The organism is Methanothrix soehngenii GP6 (assembly GCF_000204415.1).
Taxonomy (GTDB): Archaea; Halobacteriota; Methanosarcinia; order Methanotrichales; family Methanotrichaceae; genus Methanothrix; species Methanothrix soehngenii.
Window position 1 is genome coordinate 2,374,632 of the sequence record NC_015416.1, and the last position, 26,942, is coordinate 2,401,573.

The following is a 26,942-nucleotide window of genomic DNA, read 5'->3' on the forward strand; positions in this document are numbered from 1 at the left end:
TATTCATTTTTTTTAAAACATAAATCAAAGTAGTCTGTTAGACTCTATTTTTGCGCACCTTCCCGCAACCACCCGGAATCCCTCCCGATCCAGCCGCTTTATGGCCTCTGGGCTCTCTGTTCCCGGCTGCATCCAGAATACCCCAAAGCCCTTCTTCTTCGCCTCCTCGGCCAGTGCGGGGACGGCAGAGGGCCGACGGAAGACATCGACGATATCGATATCTTCCGGGACGTCCTGGATGGAGGCTAAGACCTTCTCGCCCAGGATGGTCTGGCCGGCGCAGTTGGGGTTCACCAGATAGAGCTTGAAGCCGTGCCTTTTCAGGACCTCGGATACGAAGTAGCTGGGCTTGTATGGGTCAGGAGAGATGCCGACTACACAGATGGTGCGGCAGCTGGTGAGGGCATCTTTCAGGTCTTTGTCATCTCTTAGTATGGCCATGAGATCTGATATGGCCGGGATAGGATAAATAGGGTTGCCACTATCTCTCTTGGCTCTTCGCTGTATCGAGTGGGTAGCGGGATAATTAACCCTGGTGGTTTACGGAATACGGAATAAAACCGCAGAGGCGCAGAGCGCACGGAGTACGAACGAACGGAGACGACTATTTGCTCATAAATATGCTATTTTTTTCAAGTGCTGGTAATAAGGTAAATTTCCACGTCTCTGCGAACTCTGCGTCTCTGCGGTTAACCCACATTCCGCAGTTCACCCCATCACATAATACTTTTTGCACTCACTACCTAATAATTCCAGAATGGTTTTCTGGGGATCGCTTAGATGTATAACTGTTTTTATGATTGTTTCACCGTCCATAATAGCCGATGCTATAACGCCCATAAAAATCTCAAAGACCCAGCGCATTGTGGGTCGCTGTGTTGGTTTATTTAGCTGATTGGGCACAGTCTGGCCGGTTTTCTTGAGTTCTTGCCTGAGCTTCCATTCAGCAAATGAATATATTAGAAGACTTAACACCATAATCATGCAAAGTGCTTCTATTCTCTCCTCTTTTTTGAGATAGACCTCAGAGACATGGAAACTTTTGTCCTTCAAGAATCTGAATCCACGTTCCACCGCTTGCTGTCCTTTATAATAATTTAGCATAACCTCGGGATCAAGATCGACCTGATTACTGGCTAAAACGAATCGACCTAAGTTCTTGCGAGCTTCGATCAGAGCTTCTTCATTTAATTTAATTTCTCCCTGAATCATATAGCTCGCAGTTAAAAGCTCATCTTTTTTCGGTCTTCCTCGTTTCTTTTCTGCTTTTTCCATAACAGGCACAACCCGCACATTATCGAGGAGATGATGTGGATGTGAGGATTGCCATAATCTCAAATCATTATCAGCGTCCGGTATGCAGGCAAATTTCTTTCTCATTAGCTTTTTGAGATCTTTTCCTGCTTCTATAGTTTCTTTCTCTATTTTTCTCTCAAATGTCTTTTCATTCCTCTCGTTCATTTCTTTGGACCAAACAACAACTGCACGCTGAGGGACGCCGCCATAATTGATATCAGTAGCATAAAAAGCGTATCGTGGATCGCTGCCAGGAATCATATTTAAGTTGGAACTGAGGAGCTCTTGAGCTTCTGCCACCGTAGCAGGCATATGTGTAATCCATTTTGTTTCTGTACCCATTAGTTTAATATTTTCTTCAGTATACAGAGCGCTATCAGCGACCCAAAAATTATCATCATCTAAATCGATCGCTTGTTGCGTTTTTTGTATCATCTCCATTAAGCTTTTCTTATCAGATTTGTTCCCAGAGTAAGCTTCAGTGAAGAGAGGCAAGCCAAACTGATTTGTGACCATGCCGAGGACAAACCTCTTCAGATCCATTCTACCATCTTTGGCATGGCCAAAAGTAATTTTAATAGAATCGGTACTGTCTGGTGCATCATTCTCATATTTTCCATAAACTCCGAAGTTTGTTGTGTCTGCATGAAGCAGTTGAGTTCCAAAGGAAAATTGTTTCATGATGTGCAAAGAGATCTCATTGAAAAGCTCGGTAGCACCGTATTTGTAGATCGCATCGAGTGTCCTTCCAACGACATCATCATTGAGGTCAGTCGGACAAATTCCTTTGCCAAGTAGCTTTTCGGTAGGGATTGTCTTGAAAAAATTAGGAAAGAGGTAAAGTCGCTGACCAGTATAACCCAAGCCATTCAGGATCATAGCTTTAATAATTACTGAATGGGGAAGATTTCGCGAGCCTCTCTTTGGAAGAACCCGATCAATTACATCCGCGAGATTCAATGCATCGAATGAGCCTGCTACAATGCCAAGGTGGCCTATCAAGTAAGATTGGACATCCATCTCCATGCTGCTTCCCTTCTGGGAAGAAGCTGTAGCTGCTATTAAATAATCTTTCCTATTTTAATCACAGGCTATTTCTTGGATTATTTTATGCGAAGTGCGGAATGTGGGGTTAATATTCGTAGCTGAATATTCAAATACATGGTAGTTACGGAATAAAACCTCAGAGTCACAGAGCGCACAGAGGATCATGAAAAATTTCGAATTCCTGTGACTAGCGCACGAACCCACACCAAATAGCGAGGAGCCTCTATCTTCTTTGTGCCTATTTGTCTCTCTAGTAAAATCGGGATGCTTGGGCCTCACCACAAAGGCGCAAAGGCACAAAGAAAAACTTTCTGCAGTACATCGCCCATACAATGAGGCATTGCGTGGAGGCGGGAACACCGCCGCGCGAAACACCACCGTCCAAAGATCGATTGATAGTTACCCTCAACTCTTCTTGCAGAGCACCTTGTCCAGGAATATCAGGTTCTCCGGGGACTCGGTCAGTCGGACCCGATCTCCTTTCACATCAACTACCGCGTCCAGCCGGGTGAAGTGGACCTGAGACACCCTGACCAGGGGCTCGCATCGGGCCTGCAGGTGAGCCCGGAATCCGTCCATCATCCCTCCGTCTCCCATGTAGTCCACCAGGCGACGGAAGAGCTTGGGGAGGATCACCACATTCTCGGTAAGGGGCTCCAGGCCAGGTACAGAGAAGCCTTTTGTGGTCAGGTCGAATGGCCATACCCCCCGTTCCTCGGACCTGGCGTGGGCCATGGCCCGGGTCAGGGGAAGGCGAAGGTCGGAGAAGAGGCCGTTGTAATAGGTGGGATAGGCGAGACCCCGAGCAATGAGGCCGTAGTTGAGGCTCCGCTTCAGTATCGACTCATCTAAGATGACCTCGGAGCCGTCTCTATGTTCGATTCCGCCGGCAAAGACGAAGGCCACAGGCCGCCGGTTTGCCTCGGTGCTTCTGGCCAGGATATAGCCCTCGGTCTCGTCTTGGGCCTTGATTACCCTGCTCTGGCTCTCATCCCACACCACCTCATCGATTCCCAGATATGATAGCAGATATCGGCAGGCCGCTCTCGCCAGCTTCATGGGCTGGTGGTATCCCTGATAGTGAGTCTCTAGGGCGTCCACCCCCTCTACGCGCAGCTGGGCATGGCCGCGAGCATTCAATTCCGCCGCCGGGCCGGAGAGCTTTTTCCAGTTATCAGGATTCCTGGCTCGAAAGCGGATTGAATCGCCATCAGGGCTGTAGCCCTTGACGTGAAATGTCCCCTTTATCAAAAAGAATGCCATTCATATCATCCTAAATATCTTTTGATATACCTATTTTTAGTACTGCATAATTTTTAGGATTTATAGTTTATTATCGAGAAATAGAATATTCAAAGAGGGATCGAATTGATTTCTACGCCAGCTGTGCCCAGCCCAAAGCGCGCTCCTTCTTCGCAGCTCTGCCCTTTTCGCAAGTCTATCTGCAATAACCTTTTTCCCCAATTAGCGCCAATGCAACAAATATGTCCCCCAGCCTCGCCATCCACCGCGGCCTGAAGCGTGCAGAGATCGACCTCGCTGCCACAAACAACGAGGAGCGGATCCAGTGACATCGTAAAGGCTGCAAAGCCAGCAGGAAGATTAAATAGTTGGCATAGTATGTCATATCTAATGGCGGAGTAGTTGGTTGGCTTGTTATGATAATCCTGAGGTCGCAGAAATGATGTCAATTGCCAAGAGGCCTGCAATGGAGGACCCTGGGAACGGCAAGGAGTTTATAGAGGGCATTCTGATAATTTTTCAATTATCTGGATCCGGATCGATTAATTGAACGGTGAGTCGCAAAATTTAAATTCAGAAAGATAAAATAGATATAATAACCTGTAGTTTCCAAGTTTTTGATTTTGCATACGCAATGCAGTAAAGAGGTAAAGCACATGTTATTAAATAGCAAAATATTAGCACAAAAGAGATATTTATCGCTAGTCAATTATGTAAAAATTGAATTCAGTTTATAAAGTTGGTGGTTGAAGTGAAAAACTTGGAAAGTACAGTAATAACAAATGATTTAGAGAAGCACAATGAAGCTGACCGTGATGCTTGAACCAAGTGAGGAAGGAGGATTTACTGTGCTGTTTCCTGCCCTTCCCGGATGTATTAGCGAGGGGAGTACCCGCGAAGAGGCATTGAAAAACATTCAAGAAGCTATTGAATTGTATCTTGAACCTGTGGAAGATGACCTGGTACTGCAATCGGAAGCTGAACTTTTGGAGCTTGTGGTATGACCAAAGTTCCCAGCCTTGGATACGACCAAGTCGTGCGAGCGCTGCAGAGAGACGGTTGGATTGTAGTTAGGCAGAAAAGAAGTCATAACCGTCTCCAGAAGCACACCTCTAACGATAACGAAATTCTCAAGCTCACCGTCCCTTCACATAATCCCATTCTCCGTTCAACCCTTTCCCATATCCTAAAGCAAGCACGACTATCTGTTGATCAATTTATTGAATTGCTATAAAGGGCCAATCCGTTGCCTTATAACTGTATGTTGCGTCCGGATCGAAAGGACAAAGAAATGAGTGAAATATAAGGAGTATAGCATTAATCTCATTCCCTCGCCGATGGGGCAGGGCGATGATCACATCTTCTTTATTCAGGCCCGAAATCTGGCAGGCCCCCCGCGATTCCCGAAAAGATGGTGTGCCGCCCAGATATGGGCGGATAACTTAATCCTCGATGGGTGCTCATTCGCATTCGCGTTCTATAGACGCATTCTTGCATCATATCAAGCAATTGGTTAAAAAAGCTACTTTTCAGGTTTTTCATCCTTCTTGCATTAGCAATTTGTTTATGAGAGTTTAACTCATTGTCCACTCGGAGGTTCACTCCAGTTTTTTCCCATATTCAGGATCAGGACATCAAGAAAATTGCATCGAGCAAAATCAAACGTCATCTAAGATGCCGTTAACACTCTCTTTCCTGAGAAGAAATGCCATTCCAGGAGTTATCATGCTTGCTGGAAAAGTGGAGTGAACCCCTCCGAGTGGACAAAAAGTTAAGCAATGCCGACTCATGGAGGGAAGTGCATGAAGAAGACCAGGCGGCGTTACGACCGGGACTTCAAGATATCAGTATTAGCCGAACTTGAGGCAGGCAAGCCACTTGCTCAGATCGCCCGCGAATATGGCATCCATCCGAGTCTTCCTTGCCGATGGAAGGTAGAGCTGGCTGAAAATCCCGAAAAAGCATTCATGGGTAACGGAAACAAGTACAAAGATCAGGCGAAGATTGCAGAATTGGAGAGACTTCTGGGCCAGGCTCATGCTGAAATTGACCTTTTAAAAAAAGCCTTCGCCATGACCCAGAAGAAGGTCCGCGAGGAGAGACGAAAGCCGATGTTGAGGGACGACATATGATCATTCAGGAAGCTCAATCAGATGGCCTTCTGTTGCCAATATCTCACTCCTGCTTGGCGCTGGATGTGAGTCGCAGCGGTTACTACGAGTGGTTGAAGCGGTCCGAAAAGTTCACTGCGGAGAATAGCGAATCTTCGGATCTGGTTAACCAGATTCAAGAGATAGCTTTGGAGTTTCCTTATTACGGGTACAGGAGAATTACAGCAGAACTTCAAAATCGCGGCTATGCGGTCAACCATAAGCGCGTGCTGAGGCTCATGCGCCAGGAGAAGTTGCTTTGCTATAAGAAGAAGTTCAAGCCGGTAACAACCGATTCCACTCATGGTCTGCCGGTCTATCCTAACCTTCTAAAAGGCAGGGAAATCACGGGACTGAACCAGGCATGGGCTTCTGATATCACTTATGTCCAGCTGCAGCACGAGCATATCTTTCTCGCGGTTATCCTGGATCTCTACAGCAGAAAGTGCATCGGGTGGGAGCTGAGCAGGAGCATAAGAAGCGATCTGGCCATGAGTGCTCTGGCAAAGGCATTGAAGAACCGTTCCAAGGAATCCCTTGAGGGTCTTATTCATCATTCTGATCAAGGCGTTCAGTATGCGTCCAAGGATTATGTAGACTGTCTTAAGGCGCATGACATCCAGATCAGCATGTCGAGAAAAGGAAATCCTTATGACAATGCTTTTGCTGAGAGTTTTATAAAAACACTGAAGGTCGAGGAGGTATATCTCAATGAATATGAGACATTTGAAGATGCATTCAGGAACATATGCAACTTTATTGAAAATGTGTACAACCATAAGAGGCTGCATTCAGCTCTCAATTACAGATCTCCGGTTCAGTTCGAAGTGGAGGTTGCCTTAAATACCATTGCTTAACTATTTGTCCATTATCAGGGGTGCAGTCCATTGGGAAAGCTTCAGACCGCCGCTCGAAGCTATGTACAGAAACAATACCGAATGCGGCGGTCGACCGAATCTCGATGTGATCGTGATGCTCAAGTCGCTTTTCCTTCAACAGCTTTACAATCTATCCGATGAGTAGCTTGAACGCGAAATTGCCGATCGCATTTCGTTTAGAGTGTTTCTTGGGACAACGGAGACTGTTCCAGATTCCACAACGATTTGGAAATTTAGAGAACGCCTTGCTGAGAAAGGAGTAGACCAGAAAATATGGGCTGAGATGCAAAGGCAGCTTGATGCCATGAAACTCAAGGTGCAAAAGGGAATCATGCAGGATGCCACTTTCATAACATCGGATCCTGGCCATGCCAACGCAGATACTCCTCGCGGCGATGAGGCCAAAACCCGCGTCATCCAAGCGTTGATGTTTGGAGCTTTCAATAGAACGCAGATACTCCTCGCGGCGATGAGGCCAAAACCCGGCGAAGTAAAGATGGAGCGTGGGCGAAGAAAGGAACTAAATCCTTTTTCGGCTATAAGCTGCATGATGCCATGGATGAGAAATTTGGTTTGGTTAGAAGGATCGAGGTCACGGCTGCCAATGTCCATGATAGTCAAGTAGATTTAGCAGAAGAAGGCGAAGTTCGATATGCTGATAAAGGATATTATGGAGCGAAGACAAAAGGATATGATGCAGCCATGAAAAAGGCAACGCGGGGGCATCCTTTAAATTACAAAGATGAAATGCGCAACAAGCGGATCTCAAGCAAAAGATCGCCTGTTGAGAGGTTCTACGCTTTCATCAAATGTGTCTGCAAGTCGGGACATGTCGCTGTTACCACGATTCCAAGGGTTAGAGTCAAGATGATAATCACAGGTATCGTTTTCAATGCTTATCATTTGGCCTCGGCCAAATGCAAATTGCAGGCATAGCGGTAGCTATCGAAAAAGTATGAAAAATCTGATGAAAATGAGAGATTCCGGAGGCAAGAACAGAGAAAACTAGATCGAAAGCGTAAAAATATTGGCGGTGTTCGTTATGGGGACCATCGACCTTAAGTTAATCGGAATTCTCCAAAGTATCACATCTCTTGACTATGCGATCGAATTCGGCTCCAACGAAGATCGCTCCAGCGGTAAGATTTGTGAAATAGGTTATGAGCCTCCAGAGTCCTACCAGAACTCCAAGAAGATAACTGGGAACAAACATGGAATAAAGATAGCTCATGCTGACCTCAGCTATACCACTCCCTCCCGGGGTTAAGGGAGCCAAACTGATTAATGATACTATTATCTGAGCAGTGATTGAGGAAATTAAGCTGGGATTTCTGCCCAGACCGACGAGCAGAACAGACGGAATAAGAAACTCGCAAGCCCATAGAATTATAGTAACAACGAATAAAGTTGGCATCCTGATTCTTTCTCCTGCAAGCGTGATGACCGCCTCCCGGAATAACCAGATTTGCTTTTCCACGGCAGTTAGAGTCTTTCCACCTTTCGTCTTTCCTCGAACCCAATTTATTAGTTGTTTTATGCTTTCTGGGTTGTGGATTAGCATCCAGAGGAAGATCATTAGAAGAATTAGAATTCCAAGAAAAGCCGCTCCTACTTTTAACCCAAGTCCCGGCACCAACTCTTTCAGGAAGAAGCAGACGACCAATGCTGATAGGAGGAGAATGCTATCGAGAAGTCGCTCTGCCAATACGATAGCCATCGCAGAGCCATAGCTAAGGCCGTTATCAGCAAGCATTTTGATCCTCATTGGTTCGCCACCTACAGATGATGGGGTAAGCGAGGCGAGGAAGTTTGAGGCAAGCGTTGTCTTGAAAGCCAAATAGAAACTGATCTTGTGTCCAATGATAAATGCCAGAAGCTGTATTCTCAAAGACCCGAAAAGCCATGAGAGTAAATGAAGAGACAAGGCCAAAAGCACAAACTTGACTCCAATACTTGTAAGTACATCATAAGTTATAACAGTGTTTGTTAATTTTAGAATAATAATGATAACGAAGAAACTTATGAGTGATGGTATGAGGACACCCATAGCTCCACTTTTTCTATAATTGAAAGACATACTTCATCTCCTTGGTTCGAAATGCAGATTAGGCCACGCTAAAAAGCGAATATATTATAATTCACCATCTGATTTCATCATATTCAAGCACCTTAAAACAGAATATGCCGATCTATTAACCCCCAACACATCTCTTTTCGGTGTCGGTTCCAACGCAATATAAATTTTTTATTGGAATAATTATATCCCCAAAACCAGAATTAATGCCCCAAGATGCATTTTCAGGAATTAATTCTTGGTAATGTATCATATTTTCTTCGATGTGTGGAATTGTTTTGATTATTTCATCGAATGCTTTTTTCCGTATCATTGACCCATTATATTCGCTGGGACGCGTAAATGCGAAACTTACAAGCTGCTTTCCGTTAGGTGCCAGTGACGAATCATAATTTGAAGTAGGAACAAACCAGGCATATGGCTCTGAGTCAATCCACATCTCGGAACCGTATTTCGTAAAGATCTCTCCTTTAAGACCTACCCAGATCGTTAGCGATTTAGCCCTTTTAATAGAAGTCAAATTTTTTATGTACTCTTTTAGCAAGCCATTGACTAGGTTTGGTAAATCTGAGACGAATCCGGAGTAGATAACTGTTTCACATCCGTAATTGTTGTCATTAGTGCAGACTTGCTCTATTCGCTCATCGCTTCCTATCTTTAAAACATTAGCAATCGTTATTATTTTCACTCTGTTCTTAGGAAACGATGATAGGATGGAATTAACTATGTATTGAAGTCCACCCTTTGGATATCCTTGATCTGTGGCTCCATCGGATATTAGCAAGTCATATAACTCTCCAATACAGGGAACCGGACTTGTATTGTGAGTTTTATTATCAATAAATCTTAAAACTGGGGCATTTTCAATCGAAGTGCTAACCATGAAATAACAAATCCAGTCCAAAAATCTTCTCGTCGCGACAGAGATATTTGCGGGAAGAATATACAATATATTAAATAAAGTCGCGATTAGCAATAATCTATCCGTGGTAGGAAGCAAACTGAATGTCATCCAGGCATTAATGCTCCAAGGAAACGGCTTTATCTTGCCACCAGTTCTCACATAGCACTTCCAAAAAGGGACGAACTGGGGGATAACATCAAAATAGCGATCCATTAATTCCCTTAGTGGTCCTCTTTCCAGCCTAGTTATTGTGTGAGGGCCTGTGTCTACACGATACCCATCGACTTCATAAGATCTGCATACACCGCCGATATATTCTTCTTTTTCTAATACCAATACACTTTTGTTTTCTTCCGAAATTGCAAGGGCAGATAATAATCCGCTAATTCCTGCGCCTATCACTACTACGTCGTATTTATTCATAAGTCACCTGATTTTGAGTTGTCCGTTTCCGAAGTTCATTGAAAATCTATGCATATACTGCCTTAGCTGAAGATTTTAGATCACTCATTTGTAAACGTATCTCTGAATACCAGAAAGGAACTTGCTTAACGCTTTAAAGTTCTCCAAGCTATCTATTGCTCTTTGATCAGGGTTACGTATCGGAACATATTTTTTATATTTTAAATATTTTGATATATACAAATTGCTAATCCTTCCGCTGTCCATCATCCCAAGCTCGAAATAATACCTGCATAGTCCAATCGCTCCATATGCCTCAAGTCGCCTTGGTGAAGTCACCACTTTTCTTTGGATCAGAAAATATGTCCGACCCTCTTTTCTTAGCTCTCGACTAAAAAAAGCATCTTCGAGGGCATAATTTTTGAAGCCGCCGACCTTGTAAAAGACGTCCCTTGGCACGCATAGATTTATCCCAATGAGACTAACGTTGTCAATTTTTGAATTTAGCCCTAGATAGCAATTGCTAATATATTCGTAGAATTTTGTTTTGATGTCAGCTCCGTCTAATTCAAACGCCGTAGTCAGCCCGACCACGCCGCTTTCTAGGTACCTGTGAACGGTCTCAAGGTAGTCCTCTTTAATCCTCGTATCCGCGTCTATAAATACTAAATATTTGCCTTTCGCAAACTCTGCCCCTTGATTCCGGCCCCACCAAATCCCCCTTTTTTCTGATACAATTACCTTGTCAGCGTATTTCCCGGCAATCTTGACCGTGTTGTCATTACTTCCCCCGTCTGAAACAATTATTTCATAACCATTTCGTGGAAATGTTTGCTCTGAAATCGATTCTAAGCAAGCCCCTATATAAGATTCCTCATTTAGTGCGGGCACAATGACTGAAAATTCCATAACAATCACTTAGTTAATTCTTCTGATCATTTTTAATCGAAGGCGTTGAACTATATTATGGGAACAAAAAGGGATTATTCTGCCTTCCGGCAGACCATAGTTAATCCCACACTGCTCCAACTTCCCAAATCCATGTTGAATTGATCCTGGGTGGAAAAACCCGATACTGCGAGTCTTCCTATCAGCTCCAGCTCGAAGTCTTTTGAAATGGTATCGAAAAAGGGGTCCCTTCCGGAGGAAGTAACTGCCTGTCTGAGTGTCGGCAGGCCAGTTATCGTTCATCATCCCAACTACGATCCTATCGGCCTTATCGAGGTGGCCGATGGAGTAATGGGATAGAGCCTCGGATATGATCAAAAGGTCCTTCGATGTCATCACGGTGGTTTCATGCATAGTGGATAGGCTCCTTGAAATCTACATCTTTGCAAAACTTTTTCCTCCTAAGGGATCACAACGGTGAATAGAATTGTAAGAACAGAAGGGAATGAGCCTTCCATCAGGCAGAGCATAGTGTATGGCACACCTCTCAAGCCTTTCCAAATCCATGTTGTATAGATCCTGGAAGTGCATTATCCCAATGAAGAGAAATCTAGTGTGGAAATCGATCAAAGCCTCTCTGGCACCCTCTATGAACACATTCAGGATCAATTTCTTGAGATTCAGGTTATCTGGGACCATGGCTCCATCTATAAACCTGGGAACATCCTTGAGTATCCATCCTTTCATCTTGAGCCTTCCAAGCCTTGATCCATCGAAGTCCGCCACCCTCTGTCTGACGTTCTCCATGAGTCCTTCAACGTCCAGGAACCTGGTGATGGGAATCATGTGGCCGCCTTGGCAATAGATGTATGTGCCGGCACCACAACAGGGATGGGCCATAAAAACCGGTTGAGATATGCCCGTTTCAGCCTCTATTAAATGGGATATGGGTTTGACAAAGGGAATCGGATAAAAGTCATCTCGAGTTATCTCGTTGTTCGTCTGATCCTCCAGGAGTGCAAGAACATCGGGTATGGTAATCCTCTTAGCCGTCCTCTCTTCCTGATCGATCCTGCCGGCAAAGGAAACCGGTTGGAAGTTTACACCCTTGATGATATCAAGTTTTTTAGATGCAAATCTAACTATATCTCCTGCCTGGCCGTCATTTGTGCCCTTGACTAGAGTAGGAACCAGCACTGTGCTCAAATTCCCTGCCTGACGCAGGTTCTCTATGGCGCGAAGCTTTTGAGGCAGAAGGTTTACGCCCCTAATAGCTTCATAGGGCTCTGGAGTGACGCCGTCAAACTGCAGATAGACTGTAGAAAGCCCACTTTGGATAAGCTCATGGCATAGATCTGGCCTGGAAGCAAGCACTAGTCCATTAGTTGCCAACAGGATCTGGGCGAAGCCCATCGTTTTTGCCAGGTAGACAATATCAGGTAGGTCAACCCTCATTGTAGGCTCGCCGCCAGAGAACTGAATTGCAGGACAGGGTACTGGTATTTGGTCCCTTAGAACCTGCATCATTGATGCTATCTGGCCTATAGTAGGCTCATTCTTATCATTCCCAGCATCGGCAAAGCATATCGGACAAGAAAGGTTACACCTGCTGGTAACATCGATGATCCCCAAGAGAGTTCCAGATTTATGATTCTCGCATAAACCGCAATCCAGAGGACAGCCATGACTTGTCTTGCTGGACTTATTGATCCTTAAGCCATCGGACCAATAGCTCATGAACCTTCTGTAAATGGCTGCATCTGACCAGTAGATATCTTTAAAATCACCATGCTCCTCGCAATGCTTCTCGATCATGACTGCCTCATCCTCTTGAAATATGCGAGCGGATATAACTTCCAAGCAGACAGGGCATAGGGACGAGACGGTTCTGGCAATGAGGGGCGTTTTGCCATTCATTGGATCTGTCTCTTTAGCTTCCTGAAAACTATGTATATTAATCACATCTTTAATATTATGCATATTATAACTCCGGCCTTCTGCGGCTAGATGATGATTGGAGATCACTCGTATTATATCGCTTTAAGGCTTCGTTGTATACATCTTCCGTCTTCGAGGCGATGCTATCCCATCTGAATTCGGCGTCGATCCGGTTGTAGCCTTCATAGGCCAGCTTTTTCATTTCATCTGGACTATCGAGCAGGCGGTTGATGCACCAAGCTATGGACTCAGGTTGGACGTAGGCCAACAGTCCATCTTCGAAATTATTTATTATACTGACCGCCTCAGTAGCGACAACTGGTTTGCAGGCGTCCCATGCCTCTAAAACTACAATTCCAAAAGGTTCATTTCTGCTCGGAATACATACAAGATCGCAGGCATTCAAGACTTCTTCCTTCGTAGGACCGCTGACATAACCCAAGAATCTGCAAGCTTCACCGATACCCAACTCCCAGGCCCTGCGCTCGCATTCAGTCCTCATGCTCCCCTCTCCGATGAAAATGAACTTTACATCACCGCGGTTCTTGAGTATGAGAGGAATTGACTCCACTAGCAAATCCGGTCCCTTCTGAATGCTCATCCGGCCACAAAAGAATACCATCGGCGTGATTGGAGAGATGCCATATCTCTCCTTCACCCTTCCTGCATCAAGAATTTGCGGGGTCTTTCTCCTGATAATGCCGTTGGGTATAATGGTGATCTTGCTCTCTGGAATAGAATATATCTGCATGAGTTCGTCTTGCATGCGCCTTGTTGTTACGATCATCTGCTGTGATTCGTAACCTCCGAGCCATTCTCTGTGAGATATCTCCTTGGAAATGTCATCGCCAAAATAGTTTCCATTTCTTCCCCATTCGCTGCTATGTAAAGTAAGGATATACCGAAGGCCGTAGTCGCTCTTTATGCGGTTTAGGGCCTTAACAGGATGCCAATCGTGACCATGGATTATATCGAACTTTCCGAATATCTTTTGAGCACGCTCAAAGCTCTCAAAGAGAGCATCACACATCTTGTCCATCTGGAAAACTATGTTTCCCAAGTTTTCTATGGCAACCCTATGATAATGGACCCCATTGATTATATCATAGACATCGAAGTCACCGCGACGGGTAAAGATATGTACCTCGTGGCCTCTTTTCACCAGTGCTTCGGACAGCTCAGACACATGAGGTGCTATTCCACCGATTTTTACTGAATACAAACTCTCCCAGGAAAATATACCTACTCTCATCTCAGTTCCTCTTTTGCGGGCCCTTTGGAGCATCCGTCTATCAGATCCGCCAATCATTTCCTCACCCAGCAGCTTTTAAAGCCTCTTCAACTTTCTTTAGAGCTTCAATTGCCTTAGATCACTCCAACGATTCCTTTATCTCATCCAAAGATTGCTTTCTCAGGAAGTCTATCGCTTTCTTTCCCATTTCATAGGATTGCCTAAGAGAAGCAATTCTCTCCAGCAGATACTTTGCATCATCTCTGCCAGCCAATATGTCTGATTCTGTCTTGTTTAGGGCCTCGCAAAAGAGCTGCACCTCTTTGGTAATGGCGTCCAGCATATTAGTTTTGATGGTTTCCGGATCAGTAATCGGTGCATATAGATGCCTTTTATCTCCGGGTATCACAACACGCTTAACTAATCCCAGGTTCTTCAATTGGTTCATATTTAAACTCACAGTTGACTTACTGTAGCCGGTGTCCTGCACCAGTTCATCTAAAGTCACTGGATCTTTGGCCGAAATCGCCAAACCCCTGAGATAACCCGCAGAGTCGCTATATCCCTTGATCCTGGCCCACTGGATACAGGCATTTATGATATGCCTCCTTATATCCCGATTCGAAGCCTCACCTTCCATTTAAATCACGGTTCTGTCTATTCTATTTCCGTCCGGTTGATGACGATGGTATTAGATATCTTATTGAACAAGCGCTGCCTGCTCCTTTGAAAGAGAATCAAAGACATTAGGACGTCAACGGGAAGCAGAAATGCCTTTCCAAATGACTCTGCAGCCGCATCTCTAAACCGAATTTGCTCTCCATAAGGTCCTGTTACAGCTATCTTAAGGAACATCTTCCCCACCGATTGACCTCTGTAGCCTTCCAGTGAAGTCCAATAAATGAACAACAGAGAAGATAGAAGCAATATTCCACTAATGGTGAAAACTCCTACCTCTAAGACGATTATGATTTTGTACCATATAAGACAGATAAGAAGGACATCGATCAACCAGGCCCAGAAACGATCTCCCCAGCTTGACAATACTATTATCTCATCCATAAGAGCTCCCTTCGATAACCTGATCCCGCTCGTTGTATCCAGATTTTCACATTTTTATATCGTGATTTGACCTGATCTTTTAGCCCCCAAAAAAACGGAGGGGGGCCTGGCGCTCAGCAGGCCTCCTTAGGCCTTTTTCTGCTTCTTTCGGTACATGTATCCACCGGCTGCGACTATGATAATGAGAACAATCACCGCAGGCAGAAGCAGGGATGAGGAGGCGGCTTTGACAACCACTGGTATCTTCATGCTTTCCGAGATGACTGTGTCGCCATTGAGGTCCGTATATTTGATCTCGCTGCTTATGCCGTAATCCTTCGTTGTAGCATCGGAGTCGACATCCATCCGGAAGAGGACAGTGGTCTCATTTCCCGGCTCCAAATTCCCGATGAAGGCCTGATCATCGGTGGAGGAGAAGGGCTTGAAGATGGAAAGCCTGGCCACGGCATCCCTCACCGGGTCCTCGCCGATATTCCTGTAGGTGGCATGGATCTCCTGCTTCTTGCCCCCGACCATAAGTTCAGCAGTGGTGTTCTGGATGACGAAGTCCGCCTGCTTCTTGACCCGGATGGTGACGGGAACCGTCTGGTTGGCCTTCTGGTAGATATAAGAGACCCGGTAGTTGGAGAATGTGGACGTGCCCCCCTCGGTGACTAGCTTGGAGGCATAAACCCGGACGTTATCCTGATAGTCATAAGTCATGTTCAAGTGGAGTGGATACTCTCCGGCAGGAGCATGCTCCCCGATCTTTATGGTGAACTTGAGAGGGAACTGGGTCTTGTCGCCTGACTTGAGCGACTCGACCACCTGGTCGCCTGACTTCACCTCGATCTGAGGGGCCCGGGAGACCAGGGTAGTGGTAATCCCCAGAGCAGTGGGCTTCTTGTTCTCCTCCTCCAGCTCTGCACTGGCAAGGGCATATTCCTTGGAATTCTGGGGCATCTGGTCCTGCTTGAAGCCAATGATCCGGCCGTAGTTGGTCAGATCAAGATAGAGGGTGACGGTATCCCCCCGCTTGAACTCATCTGTGCCGGAGATGCTCGCGGATATGTCCGGACTGCCGTACATGGTATAGTAATTGTCCCCGCCAAGCTCCAGGGGTATGTAGCTGTTCTGGGCTAATACCGGAGCCAGGAGTGTCAACATGATAGCCAAAGCTATCGCAAACTTAATTTCCATTGATTCTTCTCCGTGATTGATCATTAATTAGCGCAATTGCTTTCTTAAGTTCCTGTTTAGCGTTCTCCACCACTTCACGGTGAATTTCCATGCGAATCATTAAAACCACAAATACTGTGAATGTGGTGATGAGAGCAAAGACAATCGACAACACTGTCACCAGCCCGAAGTTGCTGATGATGTTGAAGGGCGATGACATCAGAGCGGCAAATCCGAAAATGACAGCTGCTCCCGATGCCACCAGAGCAGAACCTATGCGATTGGCCGTGATCTTCAGCGCCTCATAAGGATCACCAACATTATGCAACTCCTCATAGAAGCGCTCCATCATCAGTATGGCATATTCCGAGCCTACTCCCAAGATCAGAGCACCCAGTGTGGCTGTGAGGGGTGTGTACTTCAGTCCACCGTAATACATGACCAATCCCATCCAGCCTATCACTACCAGCATGGGCAGCACTGGCAAGAGGGCCTTGATCAGGTCTCTGTATATCGCTAAGAGCAGGATGAAAATCAAGACCAGGCCCAGCAGCGACATTTCTACTCTACCGGATATCAGTGCATCCATAACCGTGGCCATGAGCACTGCTTGGCCCGTTATCCGAACTGAAACTCCAGGAGGCGGAGTCATCCAGGCCAGGTCGTCTTCGTACGACTTGATTAGCCGGGCCATACCTTCCGTACCCAAGTTGGTCTGGGCATCGCCGATATTTACATCCACAATGGCCAGGTTATGACCGCTCAGGTACGTATCTTGCACGGCCTCAGGCAGGGAGGCAATTATCTCCCGTATTTGGGTTCTATCATCAGGTATCTCCCCGCCGCCAGCCTCTTTAACATAGGTGGCTATGCTCGTAACGCTTTCAGTCCTATCCTCTCTGGATGTCAGCAAATAGTTGCTGAAATCATCCATCCACCTGAGATTATGCGGATCGGTAACGTCGTCAGCCTGAACCAAGAATTTGAGCGAGTCAGTTCCGCCAAAGAACGCTTTCATGTGATTTAAATCGATCAGCGGAGACAAGTCCTGGGGAATGTAGTTCTTCGTATCCGTTTCTATGGGAACCATCGTATCGGCATAGTTTCCCGCTAGGGCCAGAATCAGAGCCACAGCCAGCACTGCTTTCCATCTTCCGACACAGAAATTTGCGACATTCTCTATGAAAGCGCCAATTGCCGAACCATCTTCCGAATGGCCTTCTGCCTTCTTTTTTCTGGGTGATTTTCTTTCTGACAGATAAAGAACCGTTGTATTCACGAAGAGGGCGGAGAGATAGCACATGACAAGACCGATCATGCAGACCTTTCCGAAATCGTTGATTGAGGGGACGGTGGAGCTGAGAAGTGCGATAAAGCCTGCTTCGGTTACAGTCACGGCGATGGCCACAGGAATGGCCACGTGGTTGACCGTACTGATGGCGGCTTCCACAGAGGACTTGCCTTTGATCAACTCCTCATCTATCCGGTTGTGGAACTGGATGGCATAGTCTATGCCGAGTCCAATCATGATGGGGAAAGCAGCAAATGTGACCATGCCCATGGGTATATGAAAAAAACCCATAGCTCCGACGGTCCAGATTATGCCCAGAAGGACTATTGGTAAAGGAAGCAGAGGCCATCTGACATGTCTGAAGACCAGGAGCAAAGCGACTATCATCAGCAACCCGCACAGGAGAAGGACCGAGCCATTGCTGTTGTTCATCACCTCTTGAATAGCGGCCTGAAAAGAGGGATCGCCCGTGACGGTGGTGCTATAGCCTGCGGGAAATTCTGCAAAATCAACTGCACTACTTATTTCTGCAAGAAGCTCACCACGTTGTGACTCTGTCAGGGTAGCTGTGGTGGGCATCCCCACGATCATCCTGGTATGCCTGCTGTCAGGCATGAGTCCCTGGACCGAGGAGCCAGCATCAGCCAGGATCTCGTCTATCCTTTCCTGAGAAGGAATACGGCGGATGCCACTGCTTTGATATTCAGCATCGGCAACGATGTCGGCTATGCTCTGGACGCTGATTACATTAGGAATCATCTTCGTGTGATCGGATAAGCGCAAGCTGGCCGACAGGGCATCTGCTTTTGCCACGTTATCGCCTTCTATCAGAATTATATTGCCATCTGCGCCGAAGTTTTCCTGATATAAATGGTCATATAACTGATAAAGGGACGAATCTTTTGACACAAAGCTCTCTGTAGTCATGCCGGTACTCTCTATCTGCTGAGCATAATGAACTGATACCAGTGTCAAGAGAACTGCTACGGCTATGATTATTACAGGATTCTTGGTGATCCACACCCCGAGTCGCTCCAAGCCTATCATGCCAATAAAACCTTCTGTTCGGATTTTGCCGAATAGACCAAATAAACATAAAATACTTAAACTTTGTGACTGATCTGAGTGGTGTGAACGATGAAGAAATGCTGGCGCTAAAGAGGCCTATTATTGATGCATGCATTAAATCCGCCCAGAAAAATGGGTGGAGCGATGCTATGGGATTGCTCAGAGGAACTCTCTTCTTGGAAAGCGAATCCATGTCCCTTGATACGCTGGCCGAGAAGACCGGCTACAGCAAAACGACAGTGCGCTCCAATATGAACTTCCTTGAAAACCTCGGCATGGCCCATCGTGTAGTGGACCTGGCGGGCAAGCGGCGTCACGACAAGCAGCATCGCTATGCTCTGGAAACTGACGTCGAAGCGATGAGGCCGGTGGTCCTGTCTGCTGTAAGAGAGGAGATTCATTCTATCTTGCGGGCTCTCAATCAAGTAGAAAAAAATCTCGCGGCTCATAGCTCGGAGGCTGAGAAGACGAGCGCAATAATGCGCAAGACAAGGCAGTTTTATGAAGAGATGGACAGAGTCATGGAGCTAATGAATCATTACACCTTGAAAGAGCTTATCGAAGTTCTGGAGAGCAAGAAAAAGTGAATGGGACGATATAAATTGTGCAATAACCTTTTTCCCCAATCAGCGCCAATGCAACAAATATGTCCCCCAGCCTCGCCATCTACCGCGGCCTGAAGCGTGCCGGGATAGACTTCGCCGCCTCTGTACCCTGCGTCAACCTGCAAGAGCTCCTGACACTGCTGGGCGAAGACCCGGATATCATCCACCTTCCCGCCACCCGGGAGGAGGAGGGGGTAGGCCTGTGCGCCGGTGCCTGGATGGGAGGACGAAGGCCCGCTCTGCTCATGCAGAACTCGGGATTGGGAAACTGCATCAATGCCCTGGCCTCGCTTGACATGCTCTACGGCATTCCTCTGCTCATAATCATCAGCCACCGCGGCGGCAAGGGCGAGCCGATAGTTGGCCAGGTGCCCATGGGCCGGCTCACTGTCCCCCTTCTGCAGACCCTGGATATCCCCTACCAAGCTCCTGCAAGCGGAGAGGGTGAGGAGGCTGTGGTGGCATCCTGGGAAGAGGCCCAGGAAAAGCGTCATCCAGCAGCCGTTCTCCTGGACCTGGACTACTGGAGGCGAGCATGAAGCGTATAGAGGCCATCGCTTTAGCAGCCGAATCCGCCCAGGGGCAAAATGCCCTATTGATCTCGAATATCGGCTTTCCCAGCCGGGAGCTGTACTCCATCTGCGACCGGCAGGAGAACTTCTATATGCTCGGCTCCATGGGCATGGCCTCTTCCATCGGCCTGGGCCTGGCCCTGGCAAAGCCCAAGAGAAGGGTGATGGTCCTTGACGGCGACGGCTCAGTTCTCATGAACCTGGGGACCCTGGCCACAATTGCCCTTCACGGCCCGAAAAACTTTCTGCTGGTGATCCTGGACAACTGCTGCTACGGCTCTACCGGCTCGCAGCCCACCTGCACCTGCTACTGCACCGACCTTGCCGCCGTCGCCCGGGGGGCAGGGATCAGAGAGGTGGAGAAGGTCGATGATCCCGAAGCTTTGACCAGGGCCCTTCAAGGGCAGGGCGTGGTGGTGGCGAAGGTGGAGGCGGGCAATGCCATCGTCCCCATAATTGACCTTGGCCCAGAGCAGATAATCGAAAGGTTCACCCGATCCGCTCTATCGGCGGAGCCATCCTGAACGATCCTTCCAGAATCCTTCTTTTCAGCTCCCCGGATAGCTTCACAGCTCTGAGCCTGTCCGACTGGCGCAGGACCACCGGCACAGAGCGGACGCTTCCCGAAGAGGTCTTCATCCGCAACGCTCCCAGACGACAGCGGAAGGCGCCGTTCGGACATTCGGTCACGCACAGGCCGCAATGAAAGCAGAGCGACCCATCCCGGATGGCCACCCGCGCCTCCTGATCGTAGCGGACGGCCCTCATGGGGCAGGCCCTCTCCACCAGACATTTTTTGCATCCCCTGCACCGCTGCGGATCAAACTCCACCTCCAGGTCCACGTCCTCCCAGACATCCCCATAATTGGCCTGGCCTATCACCGTCCGGGTGTTGATGTCATTTACCGGCAGGGCGATCTCCCGATCTCTGCGAGCGATCTCTTCTAGTATTGTGGGGCTGGTCACGGGGATGGGCACAGCCAACGAGCATATGCACTCCGGCCCCAGGCCGGTGACAAATCCGCCCATGTACTCCGCGGTCATATGATGCATATCAGCAAAACCGGATAGATTTGGTTTGTCGCGGCTGCTGCGGGTTCCTGTGCCAAGGACGTAGCCCTCTGCCCCGTTGAGGAGAATGCGCGTCCCAATGCCAATCGTCTCCAGCAGGGGGTCACACTTCAGGGGATTGATCTGGCCGCAGCCGGAGAATGTGGCCCCCTGACAGTGAGGCTCAAAGCCCCGGGCATGAAAGATGGTCCTGACCGACCGGGAGCCGGGATTGACAAAAGCGGAGTAGTTCTTGAAGGCATGGCGGGAGCCGAACATGCGGGCCTGGGGCATATCCTCCAGCCCCGCCTCCGCCTGCAGCAATCCTCCCTCGTCCGTCTGGACCTCCACCTGAATCGTCTTCCCCTCCACCAGATCCCGAAATAGATGGCCTCCGCCGTAATCCGGCCGGTCGCGGCTGCAGGCGGTCCCGAATACGATCAGATCCAGTAGCCCCAGGTTCTCATTAGGACAGGGACCCACCTGGGCTGATATGCCGTTCAGCCAAACGTTCCTCGCCCTCTGGAAGGATCCCGGCTCGGCAACCGGAAAGGAGAGAATGGCATATGTCCCGCTCATCACCGCCCGGGTAGCGGTGGTTACCACGTCCACCTCTTCGAGGCTTGACCTATCCTCATCCTCCACCAGACGGGATACCTCTTCTGCGGTGAGGACAACCGCATCGCTCCGCTCTATCCTCTCCAGTATTTCGGAGAATTCTTTTCCGACCACTATGCTTGCCATTCTTCACCTGCGCGACCTGCTCTGCCGCTCTCCTTGTCTGGCCTGCTCGCTTGGGATGCTCGAACGGAGTTCCTTGCATACCATACTATTTCATCATCCGCATTTCCCTTTCAATCTGCCGATTGTCCCCTCATTCTTTGGCCATTTTGTAGTATATGTCCACTCAGTTGTCCAGATGGGGAAATTGCTGTAGCATGACCGGAAAATGCTTTATACCGATCTTTCCCCAGATGACCATAAGTCGGTATAATCAAGGTACAGTTAGGTAGGCATAGGTAGACATAGACGGTTTAGGCAGGTTAGATAGGTATAGGTGATCGCATTGAGGAAATTCGTGTTGATAGCCACCCTGGCAGCAGTGGTGGTACTAACCTTGGGCTGCATATCCCCTCCTGAGAAGACCGAAAGCACTAATCTCACAGAGAATTCCGCAGGAATTACCACCCTGCGCATAGGCTACCAGCCCAGCACCCATCAGATTGCCGAGATGGTTGCCTCTGAGATGGGCTGGTGGGCGGAGGACCTTTCGCCCTTTGGCATAACTGAGATTAAAGAGTTTGAGTTTCCCACAGGAGTTCCGGAGATGCAGGCCATGGTCGCAGGAGAGCTGGATATTGCTTACGTCGGAACGGCTCCGCCCATTTCAGCCATAGCTGCTGGACTTCCGGCCAAGATAGTGGCCGCAGTCAACATCAAGGGTTCAGACCTGGTGGTCCGGCCAGACTTGGCCTACAGCGGACCGGAATCCCTGGAAGGCCTCTCCATAGGCACATTCCCGCCCGGGTCAATTCAGGACACTGTAATGAAGAAGTGGCTTACGGATAATGGAGTTGAAGTCTCAGAAGTGGATATCAAAGCCATGGACCCAGGACCTGCTATGAGCGCTCTATCCGCAGGCAGAATAGATGGAGTATTCCTTCCCCATCCAGCCCCATCCATTGTGGAACTGAACGGCAAGGGCAAGGTGGTGGTGGCATCAGGCGAGATGTGGCCTGACCATGCCTGCTGCAGTCTGGTGGTCACAGACAAGCTCATCCAAGAGCAGCCTGAACTGGTAGAGCAGATCATAAAGACCCATATAAAGGCGACAGAGTACATCAATACTCATCCGAAAGAGGCCGCAGAGATCTATTCCAGAAAAACCAATGCGAATATCACTGAAATTGAGCATTCCATTGAGAACTGGGACGGCGAGTGGGTCAGCGATCCAAATCTGCAAATACCCTCAACGGTAGAATATGCAAGAGTCGACTATGAGATGAAGTATACTCAAAGGGAGCTGACAGAGGAAGATCTCTTCGATACCAGCTTCTACGAGAGGGTGAGCTGAACTGAGAAAAGCTAGTGGGAGTAGGATCTCGCGTGTCCTGAGAGACCAGGGCATTCCTGTCCTTTCCATTTTTATGTTGATTGCTCTCTGGGAGACGGCAGCATTTCTCATTGATGACAGATTGATTCTGCCCAGCTTCTCCCAGGTTGTTTTTGCCTTTATGGAAAACTGGCGGTCTATTCTTTTGGATGACCTGCCAGTCAGCGCACTTCATTTCGCCATCGGCATGGCGGGCGGTCTTTTAATTGCCCTTCCCATTGGAATGATAATGGGATGGTTTAAGTTTCTGGACAGCATTTTTGATCCAATCGTGGAGATACTGCGCCCCATACCGCCACTGGCCTGGATCCCATTTGCCATCATCTGGTTTGGCATTACCAATACTGCAGCAGGATTTATCATATTCATAGGGGCTGTGTTTCCCATATTGACCAACACCTACATGGGCTTCAAGAGCCTTCCCCGGGTGTATGTCGAGTCAGCAAAGGTTCTGGGTGCAACCAAAGATCTCGATCTGATCAGGTATGTTGCTCTGCCCTACTCTCTGCCCTCCATTGCAGCAGGCATAAGGATTGCCATGGGAATTGCCTGGATGTGCCTTGTCGCCGCCGAGATGTTCGGGGTCAGCAAGAATGGCCTGGGATTCAAGATCTGGGACTCCTATGGCCACTACCGGATGGACGAGGTATTCATGTACATGATCGTCCTGGGTCTCCTGGGCCTGGCTATAGATCGTACCTTCCGCTATGTGGTGGAGGAGAGAATGCTCAAGTGGCAGGTGGGCCTGACTCAGTAGGCCAAAGAATCAGGGGAGAGGAAGCCACCTCCTCCATCTGGCCATTTGGGCTTATTTTCCAATTGGGCTGCAGTGCAAAGCATTAATATGACAGTGCACCTCTTTAATTTGTGGAACTGCCTTAAAAGCTTGTCAATGAAACGGCATTCGAGGAAATGACATGAAGAGAAACATCAAGGTTGAACGCCTCAATCAAAGGCCTTTGGAGCAGCAGGAGATAGAGCTGGTAGAGCGCAAGGGAATAGGCCATCCGGACAGCGTAGCAGATGGCCTCGCAGAGTCCATCAGTCGGGCTCTATGCCAGGAGTACCTTGATAGATTTGGAGCGGTGCTGCACCACAACACTGATAAAACCCAGATAGTGGCTGGAAGGTCTAAACCGGCATTTGGAGGCGGCGAGGTCATCTGCCCGCTGTATATTCTGCTCACCGGCAGGGCCACAAGGGTCTTCAAGGAGGAGGAGATCCCGGTGGACACCATTGCCATCAAAGCGGCGCGCAAGCTCCTTGTTGAGTCCCTCTCCAATTTGGATGTCAACAACCACGTCATCCTCGATGCGAAGATAGGGATGGGCTCCTCTGATCTGCGCGACGTCTTCGGTCGGAAGGTCCCCTCCGCCAATGATACCTCCTTTGGCGTTGGCTATGCCCCCCTCTCCCAGACGGAGAATATCGTCTATAACACTGAGCGAGAACTGATGAATCTCAAGAAGAGCATTCCCGCCATTGGCGAAGACATCAAGGTCATGGGCATGCGCCAGGGAGATGAAATCAACCTCACCATCGCCTGCGCCCTGGTGGACAGGTATGTGGCTAACATGAAAGAGTATGCAGACACGAAAAGGGAAATTGTCGAGCATGTGATTGATTTCGCCAAGCAGTTCACCTCCCGCAGGGTATTTGCCCAGATGAATGTGGCGGACAACATCGAAGAGGGATCGGTCTACATCACAGTCACTGGAACCTCAGCGGAGATGGGAGACGACGGTGCAGTGGGCCGGGGCAACCGGGCCAATGGCCTCATCACTCCCAACCGGCCCATGAGCCTGGAGGCGACCTGCGGAAAGAACCCCATCAACCACGTTGGAAAGATCTATAACCTCCTGTCCATCGAGGCAGCAAAACAGATCGCCGCCGAGGTCCAGGGAATCGAAGAGGTCTACATTAAGATCCTATCACAGATAGGAAAGCCCATCGACGAGCCCCATATCGCCAGCGTGCAGATCGTCCCCAAGGAAGGAGTGGACATAAAGTCATTGCAGGATGGGGCCACAGAGATTCTGGACGAGTGGCTGGGGAGTATACCAAAGCTGCAGCAGATGCTCTTCCGGGGAGAGCTCAGCACATACTGATCTCAACAAATTTTTTTAAAAAATAGTCTAGCCCCAAGGCAGTAGCTATCTCAGGATATTTTTCAGCCTCTCCACAATAAGGCGGAAGATATCTGCGGCAGGTGTATCTCCCTCCACGAAGGTCTGGCCGGCATCGCCCAGTGAGCAGACCTGGGGATCAATGGGAATGGATCCCAGAAATCTCACATTCATCTCCTCTGCCATTCTCTCCCCGCCGCCGCTCTGAAAGATATCGATCCGTTGATGGCAGTGGGGACACATAAGGCCCGCCATGTTCTCGATAATTCCAATAACAGGAAGCTTCATCGTCTTGACCATATTCACTGCTTTGCGGGAGTCAAGCAAAGAGACCTCCTGAGGAGTGGTGACAATTATCGCTCCAGCCAGGTCGGGGATGAGCTGCACCACGCTTAAAGGCTCGTCGCTGGTGCCTGGTGGGAGGTCTATGATCAGAAAATCGAGTTCTCCCCAGTCTACATCCTGGATGAACTGCTTGATGGCGGCCATCTTCATCGGCCCCCTCCACACCACGGGCGAGTCGGGGCTGGATAGAACTAGGGCCATGGAGGCTGCCTTGATGCCGCCGGCATCGGCAGGTCTTATCCCCTCCTCCCCCAGCACCAGACTACGATCCTCAATTCCCAGGAGCTTTGGAATATTGGGGCCGGTGATATCGGCGTCCAGAATGCCGACCTTAAATCCATCCAGCAAGAGGGCCCGGGCGAGGTTGACCGATACCGTGCTCTTGCCTACTCCACCCTTGCCGCTGGCGATGATGATATTATGTTTGATCTTGCTCCCCGGGTCAACTTCGCATGTGACTGCTTCGCCGCTATTCCGGCTGGGGCAGGTGCCCTGATGAGTGCATGTCTCGCAATTTTCATTATTCTCCGTCATCGAAAACCATCCATTTGAGGATTTTTAGTTATCCTCTGCCACGGCTTTTGCTTCCCAGAAAGCAGAGCTTTCCTCCTTCGATCCTTCTGGTGATCAGACCATCGTGCTCCAGGATCTTGCAGTATTTGATGGCATCGCTATCAGTAAGATCATGAAGGCGGCAGATCTCCTCCAGGGTAGAGGGCGAGCGGCATAAGCTGTCCAGGATTCTGTTGCGAATATCAACCGGGACCCTCCAGTCCCAGTCGGGAATCAGCTCAGCTCCTGGGAAGATCTCCAGCATCCGAACCATCTCCTCCTCGCTCAGGGGTCGGACCGGCTCTGCCGGAGTCCTGACCACGGTGTTCAGCTGAATTCTGTCCGGCTCAGTCGATTCCGCCGCTCGAGCTATGAGATCTGCCTCATGGTCATTGATCCCAGCCACCAGCATCACCTCCAGCCAGATCTCTCCCGAGTACTCCCGGCGAAACTCCTTGAGGCCTTGAATTATCTCCTCGATCTTCAGGCCCGGATCAGGCCGGTTTATCGCCTGGAAGGCAGCGGGAGAAGCGGCATCTAGGGAGGGAAGGACAATATCCGCTGCTGCAACCTCCTTTCGAACTGCAGGGCTGGTAAGAAGGGTGCTGTTTGTGATCACCGCCACTGGGCGGGAGACGGTCTCTTTAGCGAAGGCCACCACCCTTCCCAGATCCTGGCTCAACGTCGGCTCTCCCGAACCGGCAAACGTCAGGTAGTCGAAGGGCTCATTCCTCTTCTCCCTGATCTCCCCGAGCACCTTTTGCGGAGGTACAAACCGTCCCCGTCCGCAGGTCAGGCAATCGGTCCGGCCCAGCTCGCAGTAGATGCAGTCCAGATTGCAGGTCTTGTGCCTGAGCAGGTCCACCCCCATGGATAGCCCCAAGCGGCGGGAGAGCACAGGTCCGAATAGATATCCCATGTTTTCTGTTCCTGTCCAATGTCTGCCGAAG

At 48.7% G+C, this 26,942-nt stretch carries 24 protein-coding genes and 3 pseudogenes; 12 read left to right on the forward strand and 15 right to left on the reverse strand.

What is annotated here, in order from left to right:
• Positions 1-24: 24 nt before the first annotated feature.
• The 3 genes from MCON_RS11880 to MCON_RS11890 all read right to left on the reverse strand — a co-directional run bounded on the left by MCON_RS11880 (position 25) and on the right by MCON_RS11890 (position 3,606).
• Positions 25-441 (reverse strand): CoA-binding protein, encoded by a 417-nt coding sequence (locus MCON_RS11880; protein ID WP_013720205.1) that lies wholly within the window; start codon positions 439-441, stop codon positions 25-27.
• Positions 442-708: 267 nt separating this feature from the next.
• Positions 709-2,322 carry an IS1634 family transposase gene (locus MCON_RS11885; protein WP_013720206.1) on the reverse strand — a complete coding sequence of 538 codons (1,614 nt, stop codon included), beginning with the start codon at positions 2,320-2,322 and terminating at the stop codon, positions 709-711.
• A 426-nt stretch (positions 2,323-2,748) separates the two neighbouring features.
• On the reverse strand, positions 2,749-3,606 hold the full coding sequence (locus MCON_RS11890; protein WP_013720207.1) for a hypothetical protein: 858 nt from the start codon (positions 3,604-3,606) through the stop codon (positions 2,749-2,751).
• 779 nt (positions 3,607-4,385) lie between these two features.
• On the opposite strand from MCON_RS11890, the gene MCON_RS11895 reads away from it, so the two are divergent.
• From MCON_RS11895 to MCON_RS17190, 5 genes and pseudogenes are all read left to right on the forward strand, one after another.
• Complete coding sequence (locus tag MCON_RS11895) at positions 4,386-4,589, forward strand: type II toxin-antitoxin system HicB family antitoxin (protein WP_048132427.1); 204 nt, start codon at positions 4,386-4,388, stop codon at positions 4,587-4,589.
• Positions 4,586-4,819: a type II toxin-antitoxin system HicA family toxin gene (locus MCON_RS17180; RefSeq protein WP_048132431.1), complete on the forward strand. Its 234-nt coding sequence runs from the start codon at positions 4,586-4,588 to the stop codon at positions 4,817-4,819. The genes MCON_RS11895 and MCON_RS17180 overlap by 4 nt, the downstream gene beginning before the upstream one ends.
• Positions 4,820-5,387: 568 nt before the next feature.
• Positions 5,388-6,592 (forward strand): annotated as a pseudogene (locus MCON_RS11910) (IS3 family transposase).
• A 61-nt stretch (positions 6,593-6,653) separates the two neighbouring features.
• Positions 6,654-7,238, forward strand: a pseudogene (locus tag MCON_RS17185) (transposase).
• A pseudogene (locus MCON_RS17190) lies at positions 7,154-7,549 on the forward strand (transposase); the annotation flags it as partial. The pseudogenes MCON_RS17185 and MCON_RS17190, both read left to right, overlap by 85 nt.
• A 127-nt stretch (positions 7,550-7,676) precedes the next feature.
• Here MCON_RS17190 and MCON_RS11920 read toward each other — a convergent pair.
• From MCON_RS11920 to MCON_RS15330, 3 genes are all read right to left on the reverse strand, one after another.
• On the reverse strand, positions 7,677-8,690 hold the full coding sequence (locus MCON_RS11920) for a flippase-like domain-containing protein (protein WP_013720209.1): 1,014 nt from the start codon (positions 8,688-8,690) through the stop codon (positions 7,677-7,679).
• A 115-nt stretch (positions 8,691-8,805) separates the two neighbouring features.
• The gene (locus MCON_RS11925; protein ID WP_013720210.1) at positions 8,806-10,014 is read right to left on the reverse strand and encodes an FAD-dependent oxidoreductase; all 1,209 of its coding nucleotides are present in this window, start codon (positions 10,012-10,014) and stop codon (positions 8,806-8,808) included.
• A gap of 84 nt (positions 10,015-10,098) precedes the next feature.
• On the reverse strand, positions 10,099-10,902 hold the full coding sequence (locus MCON_RS15330; protein ID WP_013720211.1) for a glycosyltransferase: 804 nt from the start codon (positions 10,900-10,902) through the stop codon (positions 10,099-10,101).
• 207 nt (positions 10,903-11,109) lie between these two features.
• On the opposite strand from MCON_RS15330, the gene MCON_RS16955 reads away from it, so the two are divergent.
• Positions 11,110-11,241: a hypothetical protein gene (locus MCON_RS16955; RefSeq protein ID WP_269798806.1), complete on the forward strand. Its 132-nt coding sequence runs from the start codon at positions 11,110-11,112 to the stop codon at positions 11,239-11,241.
• Between the two features lie 75 nt (positions 11,242-11,316).
• Here the strand turns inward: MCON_RS16955 and tes are convergent, their stop codons facing one another.
• From tes to MCON_RS11965, 6 genes are all read right to left on the reverse strand, one after another.
• On the reverse strand, positions 11,317-12,798 hold the full coding sequence (gene tes, locus MCON_RS11940; RefSeq protein ID WP_013720212.1) for a tetraether lipid synthase Tes: 1,482 nt from the start codon (positions 12,796-12,798) through the stop codon (positions 11,317-11,319).
• Positions 12,799-12,862: 64 nt separating this feature from the next.
• Positions 12,863-14,071 carry a glycosyltransferase family 4 protein gene (locus MCON_RS11945; RefSeq protein WP_048133275.1) on the reverse strand — a complete coding sequence of 403 codons (1,209 nt, stop codon included), beginning with the start codon at positions 14,069-14,071 and terminating at the stop codon, positions 12,863-12,865.
• A 118-nt stretch (positions 14,072-14,189) separates the two neighbouring features.
• Complete coding sequence (locus MCON_RS15335) at positions 14,190-14,690, reverse strand: GbsR/MarR family transcriptional regulator (protein ID WP_013720214.1); 501 nt, start codon at positions 14,688-14,690, stop codon at positions 14,190-14,192.
• Positions 14,691-14,707: 17 nt separating this feature from the next.
• Positions 14,708-15,112: an RDD family protein gene (locus tag MCON_RS11955; protein ID WP_013720215.1), complete on the reverse strand. Its 405-nt coding sequence runs from the start codon at positions 15,110-15,112 to the stop codon at positions 14,708-14,710.
• Between the two features lie 126 nt (positions 15,113-15,238).
• On the reverse strand, positions 15,239-16,291 hold the full coding sequence (locus tag MCON_RS11960) for a COG1361 S-layer family protein (protein ID WP_013720216.1): 1,053 nt from the start codon (positions 16,289-16,291) through the stop codon (positions 15,239-15,241).
• Positions 16,281-18,608 (reverse strand): efflux RND transporter permease subunit, encoded by a 2,328-nt coding sequence (locus MCON_RS11965; protein WP_013720217.1) that lies wholly within the window; start codon positions 18,606-18,608, stop codon positions 16,281-16,283. Before MCON_RS11965 ends, MCON_RS11960 begins: the two co-directional genes overlap by 11 nt.
• A gap of 170 nt (positions 18,609-18,778) precedes the next feature.
• Between MCON_RS11965 and MCON_RS11970 the strand changes: the two genes are divergently transcribed.
• Genes MCON_RS11970 through comE form a run of 3 tightly spaced genes read left to right on the forward strand, consistent with a single transcriptional unit; the run spans position 18,779 to position 20,330 of the window.
• Positions 18,779-19,216 carry a GbsR/MarR family transcriptional regulator gene (locus MCON_RS11970; protein WP_157863805.1) on the forward strand — a complete coding sequence of 146 codons (438 nt, stop codon included), beginning with the start codon at positions 18,779-18,781 and terminating at the stop codon, positions 19,214-19,216.
• Positions 19,217-19,275: 59 nt separating this feature from the next.
• The gene (gene comD / locus MCON_RS11975) at positions 19,276-19,773 is read left to right on the forward strand and encodes a sulfopyruvate decarboxylase subunit alpha (RefSeq protein WP_013720219.1); all 498 of its coding nucleotides are present in this window, start codon (positions 19,276-19,278) and stop codon (positions 19,771-19,773) included.
• Positions 19,770-20,330 (forward strand): sulfopyruvate decarboxylase subunit beta, encoded by a 561-nt coding sequence (gene comE, locus MCON_RS11980; RefSeq protein ID WP_013720220.1) that lies wholly within the window; start codon positions 19,770-19,772, stop codon positions 20,328-20,330. Before comD ends, comE begins: the two co-directional genes overlap by 4 nt.
• On the opposite strand, the gene MCON_RS11985 is transcribed toward comE, so the two are convergent.
• Positions 20,296-21,600: a methanogenesis marker 16 metalloprotein gene (locus tag MCON_RS11985; protein WP_013720221.1), complete on the reverse strand. Its 1,305-nt coding sequence runs from the start codon at positions 21,598-21,600 to the stop codon at positions 20,296-20,298. The two genes, comE and MCON_RS11985, sit on opposite strands and share 35 nt — an antisense overlap.
• A 322-nt stretch (positions 21,601-21,922) precedes the next feature.
• Between MCON_RS11985 and MCON_RS11990 the strand changes: the two genes are divergently transcribed.
• The 3 genes from MCON_RS11990 to MCON_RS12000 all read left to right on the forward strand — a co-directional run bounded on the left by MCON_RS11990 (position 21,923) and on the right by MCON_RS12000 (position 25,077).
• Positions 21,923-22,930 carry an ABC transporter substrate-binding protein gene (locus MCON_RS11990; protein ID WP_052297612.1) on the forward strand — a complete coding sequence of 336 codons (1,008 nt, stop codon included), beginning with the start codon at positions 21,923-21,925 and terminating at the stop codon, positions 22,928-22,930.
• Between the two features lie 73 nt (positions 22,931-23,003).
• Complete coding sequence (locus MCON_RS11995; RefSeq protein WP_013720223.1) at positions 23,004-23,726, forward strand: ABC transporter permease; 723 nt, start codon at positions 23,004-23,006, stop codon at positions 23,724-23,726.
• 160 nt (positions 23,727-23,886) lie between these two features.
• On the forward strand, positions 23,887-25,077 hold the full coding sequence (locus tag MCON_RS12000; protein WP_013720224.1) for a methionine adenosyltransferase: 1,191 nt from the start codon (positions 23,887-23,889) through the stop codon (positions 25,075-25,077).
• A gap of 45 nt (positions 25,078-25,122) precedes the next feature.
• Here the strand turns inward: MCON_RS12000 and MCON_RS12005 are convergent, their stop codons facing one another.
• Positions 25,123-25,974 (reverse strand): Mrp/NBP35 family ATP-binding protein, encoded by an 852-nt coding sequence (locus MCON_RS12005; RefSeq protein ID WP_013720225.1) that lies wholly within the window; start codon positions 25,972-25,974, stop codon positions 25,123-25,125.
• A gap of 28 nt (positions 25,975-26,002) precedes the next feature.
• The gene (locus tag MCON_RS12010; RefSeq protein WP_013720226.1) at positions 26,003-26,911 is read right to left on the reverse strand and encodes a radical SAM protein; all 909 of its coding nucleotides are present in this window, start codon (positions 26,909-26,911) and stop codon (positions 26,003-26,005) included.
• Between the last annotated feature and the right edge of the window lie 31 nt (positions 26,912-26,942).

What these genes read in the sequence shown, in the direction of transcription:
- MCON_RS11995 (WP_013720223.1), top strand. Translation starts at nt 23,004, where the DNA reads ATGTTGATTGCTCTCTGGGAGACGGCAGCATTTCTCATTGATGACAGA.
- MCON_RS11890 (WP_013720207.1), bottom strand. Translation starts at nt 3,606, where the DNA reads ATGGCATTCTTTTTGATAAAGGGGACATTTCACGTCAAGGGCTACAGC.
- MCON_RS11895 (WP_048132427.1), top strand. Translation starts at nt 4,386, where the DNA reads ATGAAGCTGACCGTGATGCTTGAACCAAGTGAGGAAGGAGGATTTACT.
- MCON_RS11965 (WP_013720217.1), bottom strand. Translation starts at nt 18,608, where the DNA reads ATGATAGGCTTGGAGCGACTCGGGGTGTGGATCACCAAGAATCCTGTA.
- MCON_RS12010 (WP_013720226.1), bottom strand. Translation starts at nt 26,911, where the DNA reads ATGGGATATCTATTCGGACCTGTGCTCTCCCGCCGCTTGGGGCTATCC.
- MCON_RS11945 (WP_048133275.1), bottom strand. Translation starts at nt 14,071, where the DNA reads ATGAGAGTAGGTATATTTTCCTGGGAGAGTTTGTATTCAGTAAAAATC.
- MCON_RS11885 (WP_013720206.1), bottom strand. Translation starts at nt 2,322, where the DNA reads ATGGAGATGGATGTCCAATCTTACTTGATAGGCCACCTTGGCATTGTA.
- MCON_RS16955 (WP_269798806.1), top strand. Translation starts at nt 11,110, where the DNA reads ATGGTATCGAAAAAGGGGTCCCTTCCGGAGGAAGTAACTGCCTGTCTG.
- MCON_RS12005 (WP_013720225.1), bottom strand. Translation starts at nt 25,974, where the DNA reads ATGACGGAGAATAATGAAAATTGCGAGACATGCACTCATCAGGGCACC.
- MCON_RS11925 (WP_013720210.1), bottom strand. Translation starts at nt 10,014, where the DNA reads ATGAATAAATACGACGTAGTAGTGATAGGCGCAGGAATTAGCGGATTA.
- MCON_RS11960 (WP_013720216.1), bottom strand. Translation starts at nt 16,291, where the DNA reads ATGGAAATTAAGTTTGCGATAGCTTTGGCTATCATGTTGACACTCCTG.
- comD (WP_013720219.1), top strand. Translation starts at nt 19,276, where the DNA reads ATGTCCCCCAGCCTCGCCATCTACCGCGGCCTGAAGCGTGCCGGGATA.
- MCON_RS11920 (WP_013720209.1), bottom strand. Translation starts at nt 8,690, where the DNA reads ATGTCTTTCAATTATAGAAAAAGTGGAGCTATGGGTGTCCTCATACCA.
- MCON_RS17180 (WP_048132431.1), top strand. Translation starts at nt 4,586, where the DNA reads ATGACCAAAGTTCCCAGCCTTGGATACGACCAAGTCGTGCGAGCGCTG.
- MCON_RS11985 (WP_013720221.1), bottom strand. Translation starts at nt 21,600, where the DNA reads ATGGCAAGCATAGTGGTCGGAAAAGAATTCTCCGAAATACTGGAGAGG.
- MCON_RS11955 (WP_013720215.1), bottom strand. Translation starts at nt 15,112, where the DNA reads ATGGATGAGATAATAGTATTGTCAAGCTGGGGAGATCGTTTCTGGGCC.
- comE (WP_013720220.1), top strand. Translation starts at nt 19,770, where the DNA reads ATGAAGCGTATAGAGGCCATCGCTTTAGCAGCCGAATCCGCCCAGGGG.
- tes (WP_013720212.1), bottom strand. Translation starts at nt 12,798, where the DNA reads ATGAATGGCAAAACGCCCCTCATTGCCAGAACCGTCTCGTCCCTATGC.
- MCON_RS11970 (WP_157863805.1), top strand. Translation starts at nt 18,779, where the DNA reads ATGGGATTGCTCAGAGGAACTCTCTTCTTGGAAAGCGAATCCATGTCC.
- MCON_RS11880 (WP_013720205.1), bottom strand. Translation starts at nt 441, where the DNA reads ATGGCCATACTAAGAGATGACAAAGACCTGAAAGATGCCCTCACCAGC.
- MCON_RS12000 (WP_013720224.1), top strand. Translation starts at nt 23,887, where the DNA reads ATGAAGAGAAACATCAAGGTTGAACGCCTCAATCAAAGGCCTTTGGAG.
- MCON_RS15330 (WP_013720211.1), bottom strand. Translation starts at nt 10,902, where the DNA reads ATGGAATTTTCAGTCATTGTGCCCGCACTAAATGAGGAATCTTATATA.
- MCON_RS15335 (WP_013720214.1), bottom strand. Translation starts at nt 14,690, where the DNA reads ATGGAAGGTGAGGCTTCGAATCGGGATATAAGGAGGCATATCATAAAT.